Consider the following 21,702-nt stretch of genomic DNA (forward strand, 5'->3'; position numbering starts at 1 on the left):
CACTTTGTTATCCCCCACCTGCCGACGAGAAGGCACCACGGAACGGCAGGTAGGCCGTCGCTACGACGAACGGGAGAGAACTATCGACTTCATACTCGCGCGACTCATCGACCGTGGACGCTCGCAGTTCCGGTTCGACTCTTGGAAGCGGTGCCGATGCGGTCGGCGAGTTCGCCCGGCGGACCGACCCACGCACCGCGCTCTATCGCGGACTCGATGAGGCGACGATAGAGGCGTCGGTGACCGGGGAACTCGTCGGCGAACATGCGCGGGTGCCACAGCACCGTCATCACGGCGTCGTTCTCGGCCGCTTCGTCCAGCAGGTCCTCGCACGCTTCCCACGCCGCCTCGAAATCGTCACCGGGGTCCGGCACCGCGATGTCCATCATCGTGAGCGGGAAGACGACGAAATCGTCGTCGAAGGGGCGTTTCACGCCGTAGCCGTGGTCGAACCCGTACTCGGAGCTCGACCCGAGGGTCGCGTCGTACTCCAACCCGATGTCGCGGTGGTGCTCCCACGTCGAGTCGGCGCGGTTCAGGTGGTGTTGCCGACCGCCGCGAACCCGGTGGCCGAGCGCGGCCTCCAGCGCCGTCTTCTGGTCACGGAGGGCTTCCGGGTCGTCGTAGGAGTCGTACGAACCGTGAAGTCCGACCTCCCACCCGCCGTCGTCGAGGTCGTGGAGCACGTCGAGGATGGCCGTATCGAACAGGTCGTACCGACCGAGATGCTCTATCCAGTAGCGCGGCGTGAGCCAGTCGTCCGGCGACTTCTGGAAGATGGACTCCTCTTGGAGGAAGTAGAACGCCGAGCGCACGCCGAGCGACTCCTCCAGTTCCATTATCTCCTCGAACTGCCACCACGGGTTGACGCCGGGTGCCAGCGCCGAGAGGTGGCTCGGGTCGCGGTCCTTCAGCGCGTAGTACGGGGCCTGCAGTCGCTTGTACGGTCTATCCACGTCGTGGGTCAAACAGAGTTCGAATTCATACCCGGGTAACATCGGAAAGCACCTCCACGATTCGTTCGGCCGCGTTCCCATCGCCGTAGGGCGTGGGCTTCTCGGTCGGCGTCGTCGCGTCGGAGAGCGCGGTTCGAATCGCACCCTCGTCCGCGCCGACCAACGTGTTCCACCCGCTCTCGACCGTCTCGACCCACTCGGTCTGCTCGCGGAGCGTGACACACGGGGTGTCGAGGAAGAACGCCTCCTTCTGGACGCCGCCCGAATCGGTGGCGACGACCGTCGCGGCGTCGAGCAGGGCGACGAACTGCCGGTAGCCGACCGGCTCGGTGAGCGTCAGTCCGCGCTCCGCCCGTCCGTACAGGCCGAACTCCTCCAGTCGGGCGACCGTCCGGGGGTGGGCGGGCAGGACGACCGGACGCGGATCCGAAACCAGCGCGTCCACGATGGCTTCCAGTTTATCGGGGTCGTCCGCGTTCGTGTCCCGGTGGACGGTTGAGAGGACGAACTCCCGGTTTGCCACGCCGAGTTCGGAGAGGACGTCCGTGTCCGCCCGGTCGCGCGCCCAGAGCAGGGCGTCGTAGCCCACGTCCCCGGAGAAGTGAACGCCGTCGGTGATTCCCTCGCCGTCGAGGTTGTTCTCGGCGTCCGGCGAGGGGACGAACAGCAGGTCGGCGGCGTGGTCGGTGAGGACGCGGTTCGTCTCCTCCGGGATGTCGCTCCCGCTCCGCATTCCGGCCTCGACGTGGGCCAGCGGCGGGTCCATCTTCGAGGTGGCGATGGCCGCCGCGAGCGTGGAGTTGGTGTCGCCGTAGACGAGCACGGCGTCGGGGTCTTCGTCCTCTATCTCCGCTTCCAGTCCGGCAAGCATCGCGCCGGTCTGTCTGCCGTGCGTGTCGGACCCGACGCCGAGGTTGGTGTCCGGGAACGGGATGGACAGTTCCTCGAAGAACACGTCCGACATGTCCTCGTCGTAGTGCTGGCCGGTGTGGACCAACACCTCTTCGTGGTCCTCGCGGAGGACGCGGGAGACGGCGGCGGCCTTGACGAACTGCGGGCGCGCGCCGACGACGGTCAACACCTTCATTCTTCGTGCACCTCCAAGTCCGCGTTCTCCTCCCTGTCGAACGCCATCGCCAGTACGATACAGAGCCCGCCGAGGAGCGTCGCGGCGAGTCCGTCGCTCGACTTCCGTTTCCGCCGAACCATCGAGAGCAACCCGGTGGCGGTTCCGAACGCCCCGAGGCCGTACAGGAACGCGAGCGGGTGGAAATCCCGGACGAGGTACTTCGCCTTCAGTCGCCAGAGGAAGCTCCACAACAACAACGCGGAGAGCTTCGGGATGAACGTCGAGTAGCGAATCGTGCTCTGCTCGTCGCCGTAGACCGCGGGCATCGTCACGTCGGCGACCCGCATCTCGTGGACGTTCAGGCGAACCAACAGGGCGTTGGCGAAGCCGTAATCGTCGTACACGTCCTCGATGTCGAGTTCGGAAAGCGCCCGCCCCGAAATCGCGGTGTAGCCGTTCTGCGGGTCGACCATCCCCCAGTAACCGCTGGCGACCTTCGTGAGGAAGGTCAACAGCCAGTTGCCGAAGCTTCGCCACGCCGACATCCCCTCGCGGAACCCCGGCGTCGAGAGGCGGTTCCCCTTCGTGTAATCGGCCCGGCCATCGACGACGGGTTGGATGATCCGCTCCAACATCTCCGGGCGCATCTGGCCGTCACCGGCCATCACCGCCGTCACGTCGATGTTCTCCTCGTGAGCGCGACAGTAGCCCGTCTTGATGGCCGCGCCGACGCCGCGGTTTTCCGTGTGGCGGATCGGCACGACGCGCTGGTCGAACGACGTCCGGCCGTCGCCCGCCGACCCGCCGTCGGCGACCGCTTCGGACCGCTCGGCGTGGGACCGTATCTCCTCCCACGTTCCGTCCGTCGAGCAGTCGTCGACGGCGTACACCCTATCGACGAACGCGGGAACGGTGTCGATGACCCGTCCGACGAGTCCCTCTTCGTTGTACGCCGGAACGACGACGGCGACGGTGTTTCCCTCGTACAATTCAGTCACCTCCGATGGTGTAGACGCGATGGTCGGTCCACGAGAGGTCGAGGGAGTTGCGGCCGTCCACGACGACCATCGGGTCGAACCCGGCCCAGTCGATGCCCGCGAACTCGTCGTGGTCCGTCACCAGCACCGCCGCGTCGAAGTCGTAGTCGGCGAGCGCTTCGAGCGGCAGTTTCGTCGCGTCGAAGCCGTCCGCGTTCGGGAGCACCGGATCGGCCGCGAACACGTCCGCACCGCGCTCGGTCAGGTCAGCACAGATGGGTCGGGCCGGGGCCGCTCGCGTCTCTTCGACGCCGGGGCGGTAGGTCAGTCCGAGGACGAGCACCCGTGAGTCCGACACGGACTTCTCTTCCTCGGATAGCAACTCCGCGACCTTCTCCACCGTGAACGCGGGCATCGAATCGTTCACCTCGCGGGCGGTGGTCAGCAGCGGGAACTCCTCGTCGAACTGCCGGATGAGGAAGTACGGATAGTACGGAATGCAGTGACCGCCGACGCCCGGACCCGGTTTGTGGATGTCACAGAACGGTTGGGTGTTCGCCGTCTCGATGGCCTCGTTGACGCTGATGTCCGCCGCGTCGGCGATTTTGGCGAGTTCGTTCGCCAGCGCGATGTTGACGTCGCGGTAGACGCCCTCGAACACCTTCACGGCCTCCGCGGTGGTCTCGTTCGGCACGGCGATGACCTCGTTGTCGGTGAGTTCGCCGTAGACGAGTTCCGCGACGCGCGTGCTCTCCTCGTCCACGCCGCCGACCACCTTCGGGTAGGCACCCCGAATGTCCTGCAGCGCGCGCCCGCTGGACGTTCGTTCGGGACAGACCGCGACGCCGAACTCCTCGCGCGACAGGTCGCTCTCCGCCTCCAGCATCGGAAGCAGGAGGTCCCGGGTCGTCCCCGGCGGCACCGTGCACTCGACGACCACGAGGTCCCCGGGCGTGAGTCCCGCGGCGATGCTCTCCATCACGGACTGGAGGATGGCGAGGTCGGGTTCGTCGTCGTCGGTTATCGGCGTCGGGACGATGGCGACGTGAATCGTCGCGTCCCGCGCCGCCTCGGTCGGCGATTCGACCGCGCTGAGCGCCCCCGCCGCGACCGTTTCCGAGACGAGTTCGTCCAATCCGGGTTCGCGCTGGACGTGACAGTCGCCGCGATTGACGGCCGACACCACGTCCGGGTCGATGTCCGCACCGACGACGTTCCCACAGGTTTCCGCGTACACCGCCGCGAGCGGCAGGCCCATCTTTCCGAGGCCGTACACGGCGACCGGAATATCGCCGGACAGGAACGCCTCGCGCTGTTCTTCGGTCGTCGAGTCGCTCGCGTAGAGTGTCGTCTGCTCCCGGAGGCTCACCCGAGATGCACCTCCCGTTCTTTGGGGCCGGACGCCAACCCGTCTATCTCCCGCGCGACTTCGAGGACGCGGAGACCGTCTTCGCCCGTGACGACCGGCGTCGAACCGTTCTTCGCGCTCCGCACGAACGACCGGAGTTCGTTCTTCAGCGGTTCGCCGTTCTCGACGGTCGGCCGCTCGATGATACTCTCGTGGCGGTAGCGGAGGTCGCCGTTGTCCTCGATGTACTCCGGCATGGAGTGGCGGTGAATCTCGACCGACTGGTTCGTGTAATCGACGTTCACCCGGCACTCCGCCGCCGTGATGGAGAGCTTTCTGACCTTCTCCTGTGTCACCCGACTGGCCGTGAGTCCGGCGACGACGCCGCCGTCGAACTCGATGCTCGCGCTCGCATAGCGGTTGTCCCGCGTCCCGACCGCGGCGACCGAGGAGATGTCGTCGTCCACGAGCGACAGGAGGACGTCGATGTCGTGTATCATCAGGTCCATCACGGCGCTCACGTCCACCGCTCGTCCTTCCGGCGGCGGGCCGAGTCGCTGGGCGTCGATGGCGATGATGTCGAGTTCGGAGACGATTTCGGAGAGCGTTCGAATCGCCGGGTTGAACCGCTCGATGTGCCCGACCTGTATCGTCACGCCCGCGTTCTCCGCCCGCGAAATCAACTCGACTCCTTCGTCCGGGTCGGCGACGAACGGCTTCTCGACGAGGACGTCTACCCCCCCGTCGATGCACTGCTTCGCCGTTTCGTAGTGATACGGGGTCGGGACGGCGATGGAGGCGACGTCCGCGGCGCGGATGGCGGTCTGCATGTCGACCGCTTGCGTCCCGTGGTTTCGAGCGACTTCGGCCGCGTTGGCCTCGTCCACGTCGTGAATCCCGACGAGGTTCACCTCGGGGAGTTCGCTGTAGACGCGAGCGTGGTGGCGGCCCATGCTTCCGACGCCGATGACGACTGCGTTCGTTGGTTCACTCATAACTTTTGATAGCGGATGCGATGGTTCGCACGTCGTCCCCCGACAGTCCGGGGTGAACGGGGAGCGAGAGAACGTTCCCCGCCATCTGCTCCGAAATCGGGGCATCGTGGTCGACGTGCTGGTATGCTGGCTGTTCGTGAATCGGCGTCGGGTAGTAGACGCCCGTCCCGACGCCCTTCGATTCGAGGTGTTCTTGGAGGCCGTCCCGGTCGTCCGCGCGAATCGTGTACTGGTGGTACACGTGACGACAGTCGTCCGGTTCGATGGGCGGTTTGACGGCCGCGTCGCGGAGGCGGTCGGTGAGATACGCCGCGTTGGCGCGTCGCGCCTCGTTGTACTTCGGCAGGCGCGACAGCTGCACGCGACCGATGGCCGCGGCCATGCTCGTCATCCGGAAGTTGTGACCGAGGCGAACGTGGTCGTAGCCGCCGTTCGCCGTGCGGCCGTGGTTGACGAAACTCGCCGCGCGCTCCGCGACGTCCCGACGGTCGGTCGTCACCATTCCCCCTTCTCCCGTGGTCATGTTCTTGGTCGGGTAGAAGGAGAAACACGCCGCGTCGCCGAACGACCCGACGGTGCGACCGTCGTACTCCGCGCCGTGCGCTTGCGCGGCGTCCTCGACGAGCGCGAGGTCGTGGGTTTCCGCGATGTCCCGGAGGTGGTCCATCTCGGCTGGCAACCCGTAGAGGTGCACCGCGAGAATCGCGTCGGCCTCGTATTCCCGGACCGCCTGCTCCGTCGCGTACGGGTCGAGCGTGTACGTCTCCGGGTCGATGTCGGCGAAAACCGGCTCCGCACCGGCCAACCGAATGGCGTTGGCGCTGGCGACGAACGAGAAGGGGGACGTGACCACCCGGTCGCCCGGTCCGATACCGAGCGCCGCGAAAGCGGCGTGGAGGGCGGTCGTCCCGTTGCTCGTGGCGACGCCGAACTCGGTGCCACAGAAGGCCGCGAACTCGTCCTCGAACTGCCGGACTTCCGGCCCGTCGGCGAGTTGGCCCTCCTCGATGCACGCGACGGTCGCTTCTATCTCCTCGCTTCCCATCTCCGGGTCGGCGATGGGAATCACAGGTCGTTCCCCCCGGCGAGCGATTCGGGAAGCGGGCGGATTTCGGCTGGTGCGCCGACCGCGAGCGTCTCCGGCGGTACGTCGTCCGTCACGACGGCACCGGCGGCGACGAACGACCCGGCACCGACCGTGACGCCGGGAAGGAGGGTCGCGTTCGCCCCGACGCTAACGTCGTCTTCGAGCGTCGGGCCTTCGAGGTCGGCCGACTGCCGAATCGGATACGGGTCGTTCGTGAACGTGGCCGCCGGGCCGACGAACACGCGGTTTCCGATGGTAGTGTTCGTCGGAACGTACACGTTCGTCTGCATACTTACGTGCGATCCGATGGTCGTTTGGCCGTCGATAACCGTGTTCGTGCCGACGATAACGTCATCGCCGATGGTCGTCTCTTCCCGGACGAGCGCGCCGTGACCGGTCGTGAAGTCGTCACCGATAGTTACGTCGTCGTAGATGACCGTTCCCGACCGGATGGTCGCACCGTCGCCGATTACCGGCGACGTCGAATCGTCCGAATAAGCGTATCCGACCGTCGCGTCCGGGTGGACGGTCCGGTCGTGGCTCTGCGATTCGGTCATGGACGACCACCCCAGCGGAGACACGATTCACAGGGCGTGTCAGTGGATGGTAGTGAGTTCATAGGTTGAGTCGTGAATCGCCCGATTCCGCCGCGTACGCGACGGACAGGCGTTATCCTCCATGCCCTACCTGTCCTCTTTGTTATACGCTCCTTGGCGGCGGGTAGTTCGGGACTAGCCCGTTCACGGGCGGTTACCGCGCCGAAATCCGCGTTACGCCTCCGGGAACGGGCGGTATGAACGAATAGACGGAATGTATGGGGAGGCTACCCCCGAACAGCACCGTGGTAACAAAGTGGGGAAGCGGTGATTGCCGGTGTATGCGGTGGTGGCATCCGTGACCACAGGGTGGTCGCGTACTCGAATGGGGGTGTATTGGTTTCGATGAGCGAGCGACTGCTGTCTTCACACAATGGCTAGTTCCGGACTCTCACAGGACCAAGTGTTCGAGGTTCTCAAGAGTCCACGACGGCGCTACGCGCTCTACTACTTGCGGCGGGAAGGAGGTGTCGTCGACCTCTCCGACCTGACCGACCAAGTGGCCGTGTGGGAAAACGACACCACGCTGTCGGGGCTGACGAGCGAACAGCGAAAGCGCGTCTACATCTCGCTCTACCAGACTCATCTTCCGAAGTTGGACGACGCGGGTATCGTCGAGTACGACCGCGATGCGGGGACGATTTCGCTCTCGCGTCGCGCCCGCGAACTCGATACGTACCTCGGCGACGTTTCCCGGCCCGCGATTCCGTGGGACCGGTACTACCTCGCGCTCTCGCTCGGAAGCATCCTGCTCGTTCTCGGCGTGTGGTTCAACATCTACCCGTTCACGCTGGTTTCGGGCATCGCCACTGCCATGATAATTCTCATCGCGTACGGGGTTTCGGCCATCGGGCAGTACCTCTACTACCGACGCCGAACCGTGCAGGGACTACCGCCGGAACTGCGGCGAGCGGAAGGCCAATAAAAAGGCCGTCTACTGTCGGTGTTCGACGTTGCAAACGGCGTCCGGGTCAGCGAGGATGAACGCGTCGTCGCGGAGCATCTCCGTGTCCTTCGGAAGGAACATGAGACGGCCGCGTCCGTCCCGACGCGCGCGGATGACGTCCCATTCGTCCATTTCGTAGCCGAGGTCTCCTTCGAGGTCGGGGTCCGCGGGGACTCGCTCCCATCGCTGCTGGTTCATCAGTTCCCTCCCGACCCCACGGAGATGCGCGCGTTGCCATCGATGCGAAGTCGCTTGAGGTCGCCCGAGAAGCGGTAGCCGTCCTTACCGCCGAACACTTTGCCCTTCACGCGGGTGCCGTGAACGGTGTCGTGCTTGTTTACCGACCCGAGGGCGCGGGATTTCGTGACGTCTCCGCCGACGTCGAACGAGTAGCTGTTGGAACCCTTGTTCACGCTCCCGTCGATGACGATGGTTTTCGGCAGGCCGAGTTTACCCGGTGTGACTCGCTCGCCGTTGAAGAAGACGGTCGCGTTGCCGTCGAGGCTGAAGCTGGCGAGCGTGCCGGAGAACCGGTAGCTGTCGGTGCCGCCGGCGACGGACCCCTTTGCGATACCGTGCTTGAGACTGTCGTCGCCGTCCTTCGACGCACCGCGGTCGGTCGACTTCTTGACCTTTCCGGCGACCTCGAACTCGTAGGAGGCGGGCGCACCGGAGTTCGAACTGGAGATGCTGATGACGTTCGGAAGGCCCTGTGCTTTGGCCTGCTTTTTCGTGGTCATCTGCTTACGGTTGCCGGAGCTACCGCCCGCACCGCTCGCGGCCTGTTTCGCGGTCATCGGGACGCCCTTGGGCGGGGTCGGGTCCGCGTTACCGCCGATTCGCGTGTTCGTCTTGGTGACCGACCCGCCGTGGGCGGTCGAGATGGAGCCGACGATATCGCAGTTCCGGAGGTGAGTTTCGCCGTACCACGACCAGACCCCTCGCGTGTTCTTCGAACCGGGGGCGGAACAGCCGACGCCGCAGGCTTGGTTCCCGCGCGTATCGATGACGGTGTTCGTCACGTTGCAGGGTCGCGCCTTCGCGTTGAGGCGGACGTTGGCGATGGTGTTGGCCTTGAAGTACGAGGACTCGACGTGGAGGTTACCGCCGTAGCCGCGCGCACCGGGACCGCTCCCGTACAGGCCGTTGTCTATCATCTTCGCCACGTGGATGTTGCGGAAGGTGATCGTGCCGCGGTGGGGGAGGTTCGCGTTGACCCAGATGCCGCCGCTTTTCGTCCGGGCGACCTGCCCGTCACCCATGTAGACGTTCTCGACCAGTCCGGTGCCGTTCGCGTCGGAGACGCCGGGAACCATGAGGTAGTGTCCGCCGGGGTGCGTGCCTTTGAACCCGACGTTGCGAATCTTCCAGCCCGAACCGCTGGTCTGAACCATTGCGGATGCGCCGTCCGCCGTCATGTCGATGAGGACGTTCTCGAACGTCTCGCCGTCGCCGACCGTGATGACCTTCGTGTCACCCGCGGGGACGGTAATGGTTCGATACTGCTTCGCGTTCGCCGCGCCCGCCGCCGCGAACGCCGCAGCTGTCGCTCCGGCGAATTTCAGATACGAACGTCGGTTTAACAGACTATCGTCTGGTGTATCGCGTACCGCTTCGTCGCGTGCCATGGATTCAATGCCACATTACCAATTTAAATAGATTCCGATTCAGTCTCAATGCAGAATCGTGTGTTTAAAAGTCATTGGTGTCGAGGATCCGTGAGGAGAATGGTGTCGTTTCTTCCCGGAAACGGCACGTTACCGGGCGAGAAACGCGGCTACGGCCAGCAAATCAGCCAAAATTCGTCAAATCGTCGTTAGAATCGTTCGCTCAGTTGCCGTTCGCAGCTTGCTTCGCAGTTCGCGGGACCTTCTTCGGAACCTTCGTCTTCGGCTTGCCGCCGACGTTCTTCGTCGCAACGTTTCCGCTCGTCGGGCCCTTGACCCGCGAGTTCTTCACTTCGACCTCGCCGCCGTGGAATCCGCCGTTCACCGCGTCGTATTCGGTGACGTTCACGTCGCAGTTCTTCACGGTGATCGGGACGTACCAGCCCCAGATTCCGCGCTTGTTCGGTCCGTTCGGGTGGTGGACCGGTGCGCCGTTGTCCTCGATGACGGTGTTCTTCACGTACGACCCCGGCGTACCGAGGCGGACGTTGGCGATGTCGTTGTTCGCACAGTAGCAGCCTTCGACTTTGACGGGACCGCCTGACCCAGCCCCGTGCGCCGCACCGGGACCACTCCCGTACAGACCGTTGTTCGCGTACTTCTGGATGTTGACGTTACGAAGCATCAACTCGCCCTCGTGGGGCGTGTTCGCGTCGACCCACAGTCCGCCGGGCTGGGCCTCGTTGGCGCTGTTCGTCTCCGCACCGTCGCCCATGTACACGTTCTCGATGGTTCCCTTGCCGCCCGACGAGACGCTCGGGATGATGCTGAAGAAGCCGAAGTTCGTCGCGCCACAACCGCCTTTAAACCCGACGTTGCGAATCGTCCAGCCGCTCCCGGAGGCGCGGATCGTCGCCGCCGCGCCCGGAGCGCTTTGGTCGATGAGCTTGTTCTCGAACGTCTGCCCATCTCCGACCGTAATGGATTTCGTCTGGCCAGCGGGGACGGTAATCGTCTCATACTCGCTCGCACTGACGCGGCCACCCGCCACGCTGAGACCGACAGCGGACGTTACCGTCGCGCCAGCAGCTTTCAGGAAGGACCGCCGATTACGCTCGAATTTCTCACTGGTTTCGGTTCGCTCGTGTGTCGTTTGGTCGCGTGCCATTGCAGGTTCAATGCTATCTTACTGATTTAAGTACGTTGCGATTCCAGCTCAATGCCTGCTTGCGAATTTAAATGTAGTGGCCGATTCGTGTGGTGGGACGAGTGGACCGCCGACGGGGGAGATTTTCGGGGGCGGTGCAGTCCGACTATATACCGAAATCGGAGTAATCGTCGTCGAATCAGAGAAACGTGGTATTGAGTCGCATACTCACTGTTGGGTGCCCTCTGATGCTGAATTCGGGGAGTACGACCCGACTATACGGCCGGAAACCCACGCATAACAAAGGACGCAGGTGCGGTTTCCCGAAACAGCATGGACTGTCAGATGCAGACCCTTCTCATCGGCATCGACGCGGGGTGCCGGTCCGTCCTCGAACCCCTGTTCGAGGAGGACGCGCTGCCGCACCTCGCATCGATTTTCGACGAGGGGTCATCCGGGCCACTGGAATCACAACTTCCGCCGTGGACGCCGAGCGCGTGGCCGTCGCTGTACACCGGAGTCAATCCCGGCAAACACGGCGTGTTCGGCTTCCTCCACTTCGACGGCTACGACTGGGACGTCATAAACGCCAGTCGCGTCCGCGAGTACACGCTTTGGGAACTGTTGGACCAACACGGACTGTCGAGCGTCGTCGTCAACGCACCCGTCACGCACCCGCCGCGCGAAATCGACGGCGCGATACTGCCGGGATACACGGCACCCGAGAACCCGACGTGTCACCCGGAGGGACTCCTGGACGACGTTCGGGACGAAATCGGCGGCTATCGCGTGTATCCCCCGCGAAACCTTCCCGACGACGAGTCGGTCGAATGGTATCGCCGCCTCACGCGCATGCGCGGTGACGCATTCCGATACCTCACGGACCGGTTCGATCCCGACTTCGGCTTCGTTCAGTTCCAGAGCACCGACACGCTGTTTCACGAACACCCCGGCGACGACGAAATCGTCCGCGCCGTCTACGAGGCGGTGGACGAGCAGGTCGGGAAGATTCTCGACGCCTGTGACCCCGAAACGGTCGTCGTCGCCAGCGACCACGGTATCGGCGAGTACAGCGGCTACGAATTCCGGGTCAACGACTTCCTGCGCGAGGAGGGCTACGTCGAAACGGCCCGCGGCGGCGAAGGCATGCCGTCGTGGTCCACCATCGCGGGCAACCAACTACAGCAGGGTGAAGAGAGTTCCGCGCGCGAACAGGGTGTCGCCGAACGAGGGCTCGCCCTCGCCGCGAAAGTCGGCATCACGAGCCAACGAATCGGTGCCGTCCTCGAACGCGCCGGGTTGGACGCGTTCGTCGCGGAGCGCGTTCCCGAGGACTTCATCCGGGCGGCGACCGAACAGGTCGATTTCCCCAACTCCGTCGCCTACATGCGCGACCGAATCGAGTGCGGCGTTCGACTCAACGTCGAAGGCCGCGACCCGAACGGCGTCGTCTCGCCGGACCAGTACGAGTCGATTCGCGCGGAGATAATCGAAAAGCTCCGCGGCGTCAGGACCCCCGACGGCGACCCCGTGTTCGAGACGGTCGCCCCGCGCGAGGAGTTCTTCACCGGTCCGTACAGCGAGGACGCCGTGGACATCGCGTGCGTCCCCAACGAGTACGACCAGTTCCTCTCGGCCCAACTGCGCGGCCAGCAGTTCGGAAAGCCCCGCGAACCGTGGAACCACAAGCGAAACGGCATCTTCGCCGCGGCGGGCGAGGGCGTCGACCCCGACGCGAACCTCGCCGGGTCCCACCTCTTCGACGTGGCCCCGACGATTCTGGCGACCTTCGACATCCCGGCGAGCGACCGGATGGACGGTCGCGTCCTCCCCGTCGTCGAGTCGGCGGGCGAGCAGAGCTACCCCGCGTTCGACGCGGGCGAAACGGTCGAAACCGACGACGAGCGCGTGGAAACGCGACTCGCCGACCTCGGATATCTCGAATGAGTATTACCATCGAAAAGAACGGCATCAGGGTAGAACGGACGAACGACGTGGACCGCTGGAACGACCTCGTGGAGCGATCACCACAGGGGGCACTCTTCCATCGATTGGAGGCCCTCGAAGTGCAGGCCGACCACACGGGCGCGACCTTCCATCCGCTCGTGGGCTACAAGGGACAGGAACCGGTCGGCCTGTTTCCCGCCTTCACCATCTCGAAGGGCGGCGTGACGACGGCGTTTTCGCCGCCGCCGAACCTCTGGCTCCCGCACCTCGGTCCCGTCCTACTGAACATGGGCAAGCTGAAGCGACGAAAGGCCGAGCGACGACACCGCCGGTTCATCGACGGCTGTCTCGATTGGCTCGACCGCGAGTACGCGCCGAAGTACGTCCACGTTCGGACGGGCGGGACCTACGACGACGTTCGCCCCTTCGAGTGGAACGAGTTCGAAATCCAGCCGCGACACACCTACGAGGTGGACCTCACGCCCGGCGAGGAGGACGTACTGGCGAGCTTCAGCGGCGACGCCCGCAGCAACATCAGGACCGACGACGACCGGTACGAAATCCACGTCGGCGGGCCGGAAGCGATTCGTAAAATCATCGGACAGGTGAAAGCCCGCCACGACGAGCAGGACGAACCGTACCGCCTCTCCCCGCAGTTCGTCGTGGACCTCTACCGATTTCTGCCCGACGGCGCGGTCCGACCCTACGTCTGTGACGTGGACGGCGAGTTCGCGGGCGGAATGATAGCGCTGGCGGACGATGAACGGGTGTACCGGTGGCAGGGCGGGGCGAAACACGACCTCGACGTGCCCATCAACGACCTCGTGGACTGGGCCATCATGCGCGACGCGATGGACGAGGGAATCCCGCGCTACGACCTCGTGGGCGCGAACGAGCGCCGACTCTGTGGCTACAAGGCGAAGTTCAACCCGGAACTCGTCCGCTATCACAGTCTGGAGCGCGGGACGCGGATGATGAACCTGCTGACGGACGTGTACAAGCGGTTCAGATAGTCAATTCGACCGGCAAGATTTTTTATCCGACCATCGGTGGTCGAAGTATGGAGAATCCCCTCGTCACGGCCGGACTCGCGCTGGTATTCTTCGGAATCGGCTCCTTTTTCGGCCAAGTCGGTATAATCGTCGCGGGATTAGCATTGGTTGGCATCGGACTGTCGGAGTCGAACGGGACATCCAAGGACCCGTCGGAGAAAACGAACTGTCCGTCGTGCGGCGCGAGAAACGACCGCGAGAACGACCTCTGTCACCACTGCGGAACGGTGCTGTCCGAGGAATAAGAAACGTCAGCCGGTGGACGTTATCGGCCGATTACCGGCGCGTAACGGACGATTCGTCGGGGTATTCCGGGCATTCCGTCGAAGAGCCAGAGGAAGAACACCCCGAGCAGGAGGCCGAGTTCGAGCGCGATGTATCCCCGAATCGCCGGGTCGCCGAGGTACGTCACGTACTCCCCGAAGTACTCGTGGAATCGGGCCAGAAATCCCATGCCCGACTGGTCGGTGGGAACGGGGACGAGGGGCCAGAGTAGGAAGTCGAACGACGGAGTTTGGCCGACTGCGGCGGGGTAGATGATGTCGCCCGCGAGGTGCGAGAGGTAGCCCACCGCGAACGCGACGCCGATGTCGGTTCGCTTCGCGCGGTGGGCCAACACGAGCGCGACCACCGACAGCGGAAGCGCGGTCAGGAGCGAGTGGGCCAGCGAGTGCCCGCTCGGAAGCACCGAAAGCGACCACGCGAGCGGCTTGTCCACGAGGTCTGGAAGTTGGGTCGCCACGCCGAGGACGACCACCGCATCGCTCCGCGGCGCGCGGCCCGTTCGGAGCCGGGTGTAGCCGGAGTAGGCGAGATACCCGAACGCGAGATGTTCCCACGGCCACATTATCCGGATACGTTTATCCAAATCTGGGTTCGTTGTGCGGCGTTGTTCGTCGCGGGGTCGCTCGGCGGGTCGCCCTTGTACAACAGGAACACGAGACGGAGGTCCTCACCCGCCATGCTCGGTTCGATGTCGTACCGGGTTCGCCACGAGTCGCCCGCATCGATTCGATGGTCGAGGCGACCCAACTCCGTCCGCTCGATGACGCGGGCACCCCCGTTCGGACGCTGTTCCACGCGTTGTAGTTGGACGACGACCGTGTACTCGACCGACCGGTCTTCGTGGTTCTGGACGCCGACGAACACGGGTTTCGAGTCGCCCGCGGTGATGTTCGTGGGATAGCCCTCGGTGACGTAGTTTCCGTTCTCCCCTTTCGTGTACAGCGACAGGTCGGAGAAGTGCTCGCCGTCCTGCGGGGCGGCGACGGCGAAGCCGACGGTCGTCAGCGCGACCACGACCGACAGGACGAGCGCGAGGTTGAGCGCCACGTCGGCCGCCGAGTCCTCGTGAAAGATGGTGCGGTACAGGTGCGCCGCACCGCCGCGAACGGACACCGATAGCCGGTCCTTCTTCGGAACGTTGAACCGGCGAATCACGGCGAAGAGCGAGACGAGGAGCGTGAAACCAGCGATTGCGCCGATGACGTACATCGGGATGAAGGGAAGGCGGGCGAGCGAGAACAGCACGCCGAGTGGCGTGAGCAAGGCGACGCTGACCCCGAACGAGAGCGCACAGCGTTCGCCCGCCGTGACGCCGTGTTGGCGAACCCGACCCGGACTCGCCCACTTCGACGACTTCGACGCCCCCGCTTGCGGGAACAACAACGCGACGAGAGCGTACCCCGGCGCGAAGAACACGAGCGGGAGGCCCAGCGCGACGGCGAGCGGCGTCCCGTACACGACCGGTTGGACGAGCGCAAGCGACAGGAGTATCACGACGATACCGAGCACGGCCAAATCGACGGGGAACTCCAACACCGGGCGCGTGAGACGGGTCCACAACGAGTCGTTCGTTTCGTGGCTCATGTCGGTGGAAATCCACGGGTTGTCTTCGTGCGGTGCTGGTCCGTCCGTTGTTCTCCGGGAGACATGGAAATCAGTCCGTGAAGGTCGTATTCTCGGCTGGTACTTTGTTATCCAGCGCGTACCCTCCACCCGGCGTGGTTCGCCTCGCCTACGAACCGTCCGAACGGGCGAAACTGACGTTTTCGGCCCGGTAAGGGGTTCTTGTAACGCCGAAGGAAGTCCATAACAAAGGAGGAGAAATGAGATGTACCCCCTGTGCTCGCTCAGTAACGGCGGGCGAACCACGGTGATCGACTCTGAATTGGACACGCGCAACCGACGACTCGGACGAACAGGCTCCCGACGGCGACGTGATGTTCGCCGTCGACGAGGACGACGACGGTAACCAGTTGGCCATCATCGCGGACATTACACGGGACGAGGCGTGGATTTCTATGCCCCTGGCGGGGGCACAAACACTCTCTCAGTGTCGCTAACTCCGAACTACTTTTCACTGCAGTCTCCGCAGTCCACATCCGATGGAATACACACTGACCGCGCTCGCGCTACTGACCGGACTGCTGACCGGCGCACTGTTCAAGTTCGTCGGCGCGCCGATTCCCGCCCCGCCCGAACTGCCGGGCATCATGGGAATCGTCGGAATCTACCTCGGCTACAAACTCGTCGATGCGACCGGATGGAGCGTCAACGTGCTCCTCACGACGCTCGGATTCGCCGGATGAGACGAACGACTTGACGCACTGGACGGGCCGACGAACGTACCGACGAAAGCGCACGAACCGACTCCTCCTACGCGACTCGACGACGCCGAAACCGACGAGCGACGCAACCACCGGACATCGGCAGGTGACACGATCAACAGATATCAGCAGAAGACGCAACCGCGGAGTCCATCATTCGCCGAAAGGCCCCCGGTCTTTCGAGTCATCACGACCGCGGCGCGATTGTGAGACACCGGAAAATAGGAGATTTTCCGGGCTACCGACTGAATGGAGCCGAACGACTCGCTGGGCGAGTCGTTCGGGAAAATAAAGGAGGAGTGTCTTCGTGAGCGGAGCGAACGAAGGCCAGGAAGTCGCAGCCCGCGGAGCGAAGCGAGCAGGAACGTCTTCTGCTGCTTTTGATCCAGCTTTCACAGGAAATGCGAGGGAGCGAAGCTCCCTCGTTCCTTCACGGCTTCGCCGTGAAGAAGACTGCCAGCGGTCGGGTCGAAGCGACCCGACCGCTGGCTTGCGACCGTCGTAAAAGGTGAATTAGTACGACCGCTCTTTCGGCTCGTACGTCTTGTTCTCCCCTTCGAGGATGGTCGGCTTGTACCAGAGTTGCGGCGTGCCGTCCTCCCACGAGAGGAGCGTGTGCTTCAGCCACACGTCGTCACGGCGCTCCTGGTTCTCCTGTCGCCAGTGGGCACCGCGGAACTCGTCGCGGGCCAGCGCACCGAGCGTGATGGCCTCCGCGAGGTCGATGAGGTTCTGCATCTCGATGGTGTGGATGAGGTCGGTGTTGAACGTGCGCGACGGGTCGTTGACGTACACGTCCTGATACTCCTCGCGGACTTCGCGGATGTCGCGGAGCGCCTGCTTCAGACCGTCCTCGTTTCGGAAGACGTTGACGTTCGCCGTCATCGACTTCTGGAGCTTGGAACGGAGTTCGGCCTGCTGGATGCCGTCGTCCTTTTCGAGCAGGGATTCGACGCGGTTGCGTTCTGCTTCCAGCGTGGCTTCGACGGTCTGGGTCGGGTCGGCGAACGTCGCGCCGCCGTCGGCGACCGCGCTGTCGTCGTCCGACGCGACCGCACCTGGTTCGACGGGCGTGTCGACCTCGCCCATCTCGGCGTCGTCGGTCTTGCCGGTGGAGATTTCGGCCTCGCCGAGGTCCTTGCCAGCGGCGTGGCGGCCCGCGCGGGCACCGAAGACGATGAGTTCGGGCAGGGCGTTGCCGCCGAGGCGGTTCGACCCGTGGACGGACACGCAGGCACACTCGCCCGCGGCGTACAGTCCCGAGATGCAGGTCTCGCCGTTCTCGTCGGTTTCGATGCCGCCCATCGCGTAGTGCTGGCCGGGCTTGACGGGCATCGGTTCTTCGAGCGCGTTGACGCCCTCGAAGTCCTCCGCGAGGTGGAGGATGTTTTCGAGACGGTCCATGATGCGCTCCTCGCCGAGGTGGCGCATGTCGAGGTGGACGTACTCGTCGTTGATTCCCCGTCCGTTGTTCACTTCGGTCAGTTCGGCGCGGGCAACCACGTCACGGGACGCGAGTTCGCCCTCGTTGTTCGCGTAGCCGTGTTCGAACATGAACCGTTCGCCCTCGCTGTTGTAGAGGATACCACCCTCACCGCGCACACCCTCGGAGATGAGAACCCCGGTCGAGGGGAGCGTCGTCGGGTGGAACTGGATGAACTCCATGTCCTCCAACGGGACGCCCGCACGGTACGCCATCGCCGCACCGTCGCCGGTGTTGGCAACCGCGTTCGTCGTGTGGTCGAAGACCTGTCCGAGACCGCCGGTGGTCAGGATGACGCCATCTCGGGCGACGAAGCCCTCGACGTTGCCCGTCTGGATGTCGTAGCCGATGACGCCGTGACAGTCGCGTTCCTCGGGGTCGTCTTCGTTCGTGACGGCGAGTTGGCTCACGTACCACTCGTCGTACACCTGAATACCGCGTTTGACGACCTGCTCGTACATTGTGTGGAGCAGGTGGTGACCCGTCTCGGCACCCGCGTAGGTCGTTCGGGCGAACGAGAGTCCACCGAACGGGCGCTGGGAGACGCGACCGTCGTCCTCGCGGGAGAACGCCATCCCCCAGTGTTCGAGTTGGATGGTCTCTTTCGGGCTGTCCTGACAGAGCGTCTCGATTGCCGGGGCGTCGCCGAGGTAGTCCGACCCCTTCATCGTGTCGTAGGCGTGGAGTTCCCAGTCGTCGCCCTCTCTCAGTGCCGCGTTGATACCGCCTTCCGCCGCGCCGGTGTGACTTCGCACGGGGTGAAGCTTCGTGACGAGGGCGACATCTGCGCCCTCCTCGTGGGCCGCGATGGCCGCACGAAGCCCCGCACCGCCAGCACCGACGACGATTACGTCGTGTTCGTACATTGTGTCTGAATTAGCCTTACCAGAACTTGAGGTTGTTCTTCACCGCTTCTCGTTTGAGCTCCTGGATGTGCTCGGTCAGCGGGATATCTTTCGGACAGACGTTCGTACAGGAGAACTGGGTCTGACAGCGCCAGACGCCGTGTTCCTGGTCGAGGATTTCGAAACGGTGTTCCTTCATGTCCTCGCCTTCGCGTTTGTCCATGGCGAACCGGAACGCCTTGTTCAGCGCCGCCGGGCCGAGATACTGGTTGTCGCCCGCCGCGATGTTGCACGAGGACATACACGCACCGCACCAGATACAGCGCGTGGACATCTTGATTTTCTCGCGGTTTTCGCGGGTTTGGCGCTGTTCTTCCAGTTCGTCGCTCGGCTCGTCGTTGGTCTGGAAGTAGGGTTCGACCGAGTGCATCTGGTCGTAGAAGTGCTCCATGTCGACAACGAGGTCCTTGACGACCTCTGCGTGCGGGAGGGGTTCGACGCGAATCGGCCCGTCCAAGTCCGAAATTTGCGTCTTGCACCCGAGTCGCTGCGTGCCGTTGATGAACAGCGCGTCGCTGCCACAGATGGCCTGTCGGCAGGAGTGACGGAACGTGAGCGTCGTGTCGAACCGATCACGTGCGTACATCAGCGCGTCGAGGACGGTCATCCCCTTCTCGAAGGGGACGTAGAAGTCGTCGAAGCGGGGGTCCATCTTGCCCTCGACTTCGGGGTCGTAGCGGAAGACCTTGAGATGAACCGTCTCCTCGTCCGCCTCGGTCGGCTCTTGCACCTCTGACGACCGCCCTTGACGGGCCTTCTTTTCCGCCCGTCGGCGGTCGCCGGGGGTTTCGGTGCGCTCGGTTTCGGTCTCGCTCTCTGATTCTTCGGTTAGTTGCGTGCTCATTTACATCAACCCGTTCATGACGAGTGCGACGTAGATTCCCTGCGCGGAAAGCAGGACGCCAGCCACGACGAGAACCCATTTGACCGCGGTCTTTCGACTCCCCGTGAGACCCTGATTTATCAGGGCAGCGTAGACGCCGTTGACGCCGTGGAACGCCGCCGTGATGAGGAACAGCGTCATCGTGAGGAAGTACCCGATTTGGGACATCCGGGCCTGTGTGCCCGCGAATGTCACTTCGGGCGCGTGGTGGACGAAGTGGAGCATGAAGAAGTGGAACGCCAGCACCACGACGAGGAACGCCGCCGTGACGCGCTGGAGGAACCACGACATGCTTCCGCTCTGGAAGGAGGAGTAGCGCTCCGCCATTTAGAACGCCCCCTGCATGAACGTCGGAACGCTCGCCAACACGATGACTGCCGTCACGATGAGCGAGGCGTAGAAGCTCTTGTCCTGCGATTCCAATCCGACACCCAAATCGACGAAGAGGAGTCTGACGCCGTTGAGAATGTGGAAAACGGCCACGGCGAGCAGGCCCACTTCACCGATTCGGACGATGGTCAGTTCTTCGAGACCTTGAATCGTTGCGGTGTAGGTACCCGGATTCGCCGTGGCGGTACTCAACACGGCGATGTGCGTGAACAGGTAGCCGATGAGTACCCACCCAGTAAATTTGTGGAAAATCCAGGCCCACATCCCGGCCGAAAACTCGCGCCATCGGCCGAAGTCCTCGATGAGGCCCCGGTTGTACGATTGACTCATTCCAATCGGATGGTCGGTACTGGGAGCAAATAGAAGTTACTACCTGTCCGCGTTCTTTCCGGGAAGTTGCGTCCGCGCTGATAGCTCTCGCGGAGGCGAGCGGTGATTTCGCATCCCTGCGTGAGAGACTCTCTAACGTGCGAAATTTCGACCCGCATCGTGGTCGGCTCGCGTTCGGCGGCAAAAATAGCTGTCAACGATTCGCCGACTCACAGATTGCCGCTTTTTTCGAGCCGACGACACCGCCTCGTCACTGCTCGCCGAGTTCGGGTGCCCCCACGTATCCCGGCGGTTGGACGTCGCCCTCGGCTTCGGCGTGTGCCCGGTCGCGTTTCAGCGCCCGGCGGGTGTCCGCGTTCAGTTCGACGATGTGGCAGAGCGGGTTCCCCGGATACACCACGGGATTCTCCAGAACACCGACGAGGAGGCCGGTGAAGGGAGCCTCGACGATTTCGCGTTCCGTCTTGAACGGGTTCGTGATGGAGCAGATAGGCGTCCCTTCGTAGACGAGCGAGCCACGGTCGTAGTGCATCTCCACGAGGCCACCGGCGTCCGCGCGGAGCCACGTTTTTTCCTTCTCGTCGTCGATGACGGTCCGCCAACCGGGCCACTTCACCGGGTCGTCCGGATGGAGGTCGTACTCCGCGAAGACGCTCATCACGCCTTCGAGCGCTTGGTCGATGAAGTTGCGCTGGAACCGGTGGGCCTCGCCCATCTCGATGGTTATCGTCGGCGCACCGCCCTCGGACGCCTCGCGTCGGAGCGCCCCGGACGGGCCGGAGGAGGAGATGATGACGTTCGACCCGAACGCTCGTGCGAGTCGAGCGACGTCGGGGTCTTGCATATCCGCCCGAACGTGGAGCATGTTGGTTCGACCGCGGGTTGACGTGTGGAAGTCGATGCCGAGGTCGCACGGTTCGAGGAAGTTGCGATATATCTGGTCGGCCATCCGCTTCGCGCTCGTGGAATCCTCGCGGCCGGGGAACGAGCGGTTCAGGTCGCGGTCGTAGATGGGGAGGTATCGCTGTTGGGCGAGAAAGCCCGGAACGTTCAGCACGGGCATGCAGACGATGGTTCCGTGGAGTTCCTCGTGGTTCCAATCGTAGGCGACTTCGCGCACGACCTCGATACCGTTGAGTTCGTCCCCGTGGGCCGCCGCGGAAAGGAAGATGGTCGGCCCCGGATGCTCGCCGTTGATGATAGTGACGGGTATCCGTACCGGATCACCGAGATACGTCTCGCTGATTCCGTACCGGATGTTCTGCGTCTCGCCCGGCTTCACGATACCGCCATTATACGTGAACGGCTCCGCCTCGTCCCCGGTCATGTACGTCACTCGGGGACCACTACATAAAAACATACTACTACACTTGTC

At 63.8% G+C, this 21,702-nt stretch carries 23 protein-coding genes; 6 read left to right on the forward strand and 17 right to left on the reverse strand.

Going from position 1 to position 21,702, the window contains the following annotated elements; all coding sequences use genetic code 11:
* Positions 1-104 precede the first annotated feature (104 nt).
* The 7 genes from OPC11_RS02120 to OPC11_RS02150 are packed head-to-tail and all read right to left on the reverse strand — an operon-like array spanning position 105 to position 6,989.
* The gene (locus OPC11_RS02120; RefSeq protein WP_007977518.1) at positions 105-998 is read right to left on the reverse strand and encodes a polysaccharide deacetylase family protein; all 894 of its coding nucleotides are present in this window, start codon (positions 996-998) and stop codon (positions 105-107) included.
* Positions 982-2,043, reverse strand: coding sequence for a UDP-N-acetylglucosamine 2-epimerase (non-hydrolyzing) (gene wecB, locus OPC11_RS02125; protein ID WP_007977520.1), 1,062 nt, complete (start codon positions 2,041-2,043; stop codon positions 982-984). Before wecB ends, OPC11_RS02120 begins: the two co-directional genes overlap by 17 nt.
* The gene (locus OPC11_RS02130; protein WP_264780871.1) at positions 2,040-3,023 is read right to left on the reverse strand and encodes a glycosyltransferase family 2 protein; all 984 of its coding nucleotides are present in this window, start codon (positions 3,021-3,023) and stop codon (positions 2,040-2,042) included. The genes wecB and OPC11_RS02130 overlap by 4 nt, the downstream gene beginning before the upstream one ends.
* On the reverse strand, positions 3,016-4,371 hold the full coding sequence (locus OPC11_RS02135; RefSeq protein WP_264780872.1) for a nucleotide sugar dehydrogenase: 1,356 nt from the start codon (positions 4,369-4,371) through the stop codon (positions 3,016-3,018). The genes OPC11_RS02130 and OPC11_RS02135 overlap by 8 nt, the downstream gene beginning before the upstream one ends.
* Positions 4,368-5,345, reverse strand: coding sequence for a Gfo/Idh/MocA family oxidoreductase (locus OPC11_RS02140; protein WP_007977528.1), 978 nt, complete (start codon positions 5,343-5,345; stop codon positions 4,368-4,370). Before OPC11_RS02140 ends, OPC11_RS02135 begins: the two co-directional genes overlap by 4 nt.
* Positions 5,338-6,414 carry a DegT/DnrJ/EryC1/StrS family aminotransferase gene (locus OPC11_RS02145; protein WP_264780873.1) on the reverse strand — a complete coding sequence of 359 codons (1,077 nt, stop codon included), beginning with the start codon at positions 6,412-6,414 and terminating at the stop codon, positions 5,338-5,340. The genes OPC11_RS02140 and OPC11_RS02145 overlap by 8 nt, the downstream gene beginning before the upstream one ends.
* Positions 6,411-6,989: an acyltransferase gene (locus OPC11_RS02150; protein WP_007977533.1), complete on the reverse strand. Its 579-nt coding sequence runs from the start codon at positions 6,987-6,989 to the stop codon at positions 6,411-6,413. The genes OPC11_RS02145 and OPC11_RS02150 overlap by 4 nt, the downstream gene beginning before the upstream one ends.
* 412 nt (positions 6,990-7,401) lie before the next feature.
* On the opposite strand from OPC11_RS02150, the gene OPC11_RS02155 reads away from it, so the two are divergent.
* Positions 7,402-7,953: a hypothetical protein gene (locus OPC11_RS02155; protein WP_007977534.1), complete on the forward strand. Its 552-nt coding sequence runs from the start codon at positions 7,402-7,404 to the stop codon at positions 7,951-7,953.
* A 9-nt stretch (positions 7,954-7,962) separates the two neighbouring features.
* Here OPC11_RS02155 and OPC11_RS02160 read toward each other — a convergent pair whose 3' ends face one another.
* The 3 genes from OPC11_RS02160 to OPC11_RS02170 all read right to left on the reverse strand — a co-directional run bounded on the left by OPC11_RS02160 (position 7,963) and on the right by OPC11_RS02170 (position 10,749).
* The gene (locus OPC11_RS02160; protein WP_007977535.1) at positions 7,963-8,172 is read right to left on the reverse strand and encodes a hypothetical protein; all 210 of its coding nucleotides are present in this window, start codon (positions 8,170-8,172) and stop codon (positions 7,963-7,965) included.
* On the reverse strand, positions 8,172-9,602 hold the full coding sequence (locus tag OPC11_RS02165) for a hypothetical protein (RefSeq protein ID WP_264780874.1): 1,431 nt from the start codon (positions 9,600-9,602) through the stop codon (positions 8,172-8,174). The genes OPC11_RS02160 and OPC11_RS02165 overlap by 1 nt, the downstream gene beginning before the upstream one ends.
* A 202-nt stretch (positions 9,603-9,804) precedes the next feature.
* On the reverse strand, positions 9,805-10,749 hold the full coding sequence (locus OPC11_RS02170; RefSeq protein WP_264780875.1) for a hypothetical protein: 945 nt from the start codon (positions 10,747-10,749) through the stop codon (positions 9,805-9,807).
* Positions 10,750-11,061: 312 nt separating this feature from the next.
* Between OPC11_RS02170 and OPC11_RS02175 the strand changes: the two genes are divergently transcribed.
* Genes OPC11_RS02175 through OPC11_RS02185 form a run of 3 tightly spaced genes read left to right on the forward strand, consistent with a single transcriptional unit; the run spans position 11,062 to position 13,972 of the window.
* Complete coding sequence (locus OPC11_RS02175) at positions 11,062-12,675, forward strand: alkaline phosphatase family protein (RefSeq protein ID WP_007977538.1); 1,614 nt, start codon at positions 11,062-11,064, stop codon at positions 12,673-12,675.
* Positions 12,672-13,688 (forward strand): GNAT family N-acetyltransferase, encoded by a 1,017-nt coding sequence (locus OPC11_RS02180; protein ID WP_069450551.1) that lies wholly within the window; start codon positions 12,672-12,674, stop codon positions 13,686-13,688. Before OPC11_RS02175 ends, OPC11_RS02180 begins: the two co-directional genes overlap by 4 nt.
* A gap of 47 nt (positions 13,689-13,735) precedes the next feature.
* Positions 13,736-13,972 carry a zinc ribbon domain-containing protein gene (locus OPC11_RS02185; RefSeq protein WP_264780876.1) on the forward strand — a complete coding sequence of 79 codons (237 nt, stop codon included), beginning with the start codon at positions 13,736-13,738 and terminating at the stop codon, positions 13,970-13,972.
* A gap of 20 nt (positions 13,973-13,992) precedes the next feature.
* On the opposite strand, the gene OPC11_RS02190 is transcribed toward OPC11_RS02185, so the two are convergent.
* Positions 13,993-14,574 carry a metal-dependent hydrolase gene (locus OPC11_RS02190; RefSeq protein WP_007977554.1) on the reverse strand — a complete coding sequence of 194 codons (582 nt, stop codon included), beginning with the start codon at positions 14,572-14,574 and terminating at the stop codon, positions 13,993-13,995.
* Positions 14,574-15,596 (reverse strand): DUF1616 domain-containing protein, encoded by a 1,023-nt coding sequence (locus tag OPC11_RS02195; protein ID WP_264780877.1) that lies wholly within the window; start codon positions 15,594-15,596, stop codon positions 14,574-14,576. Before OPC11_RS02195 ends, OPC11_RS02190 begins: the two co-directional genes overlap by 1 nt.
* A 353-nt stretch (positions 15,597-15,949) precedes the next feature.
* Here OPC11_RS02195 and OPC11_RS02200 point away from each other — a divergent pair, with 353 nt between their 5' ends.
* Together OPC11_RS02200 and OPC11_RS02205 are read left to right on the forward strand one after the other, a co-directional pair.
* Entirely contained in the window at positions 15,950-16,072 is a 123-nt protein-coding gene (locus OPC11_RS02200; protein ID WP_007977558.1) for a hypothetical protein, read from the forward strand.
* 42 nt (positions 16,073-16,114) lie between these two features.
* Complete coding sequence (locus OPC11_RS02205; protein ID WP_264780878.1) at positions 16,115-16,318, forward strand: DUF1427 family protein; 204 nt, start codon at positions 16,115-16,117, stop codon at positions 16,316-16,318.
* A gap of 531 nt (positions 16,319-16,849) precedes the next feature.
* Here OPC11_RS02205 and OPC11_RS02210 read toward each other — a convergent pair.
* From OPC11_RS02210 to OPC11_RS02230, 5 genes are all read right to left on the reverse strand, one after another.
* Positions 16,850-18,685 carry an FAD-binding protein gene (locus OPC11_RS02210; protein ID WP_007977564.1) on the reverse strand — a complete coding sequence of 612 codons (1,836 nt, stop codon included), beginning with the start codon at positions 18,683-18,685 and terminating at the stop codon, positions 16,850-16,852.
* 16 nt (positions 18,686-18,701) lie between these two features.
* Positions 18,702-19,568: a succinate dehydrogenase/fumarate reductase iron-sulfur subunit gene (locus tag OPC11_RS02215; protein WP_007977566.1), complete on the reverse strand. Its 867-nt coding sequence runs from the start codon at positions 19,566-19,568 to the stop codon at positions 18,702-18,704.
* Positions 19,569-19,934 (reverse strand): succinate dehydrogenase hydrophobic membrane anchor subunit, encoded by a 366-nt coding sequence (locus OPC11_RS02220; RefSeq protein ID WP_007977568.1) that lies wholly within the window; start codon positions 19,932-19,934, stop codon positions 19,569-19,571.
* Positions 19,935-20,327, reverse strand: coding sequence for a succinate dehydrogenase, cytochrome b556 subunit (gene sdhC, locus OPC11_RS02225; protein WP_007977571.1), 393 nt, complete (start codon positions 20,325-20,327; stop codon positions 19,935-19,937).
* 250 nt (positions 20,328-20,577) lie between these two features.
* Positions 20,578-21,654: a succinylglutamate desuccinylase/aspartoacylase family protein gene (locus OPC11_RS02230; protein WP_264780879.1), complete on the reverse strand. Its 1,077-nt coding sequence runs from the start codon at positions 21,652-21,654 to the stop codon at positions 20,578-20,580.
* Positions 21,655-21,702: the final 48 nt, after the last annotated feature.

Origin of the sequence: Haladaptatus sp. T7 (assembly GCF_026008575.1) — an archaeon.
Taxonomy (GTDB): domain Archaea; phylum Halobacteriota; class Halobacteria; order Halobacteriales; family Haladaptataceae; genus Haladaptatus; species Haladaptatus paucihalophilus.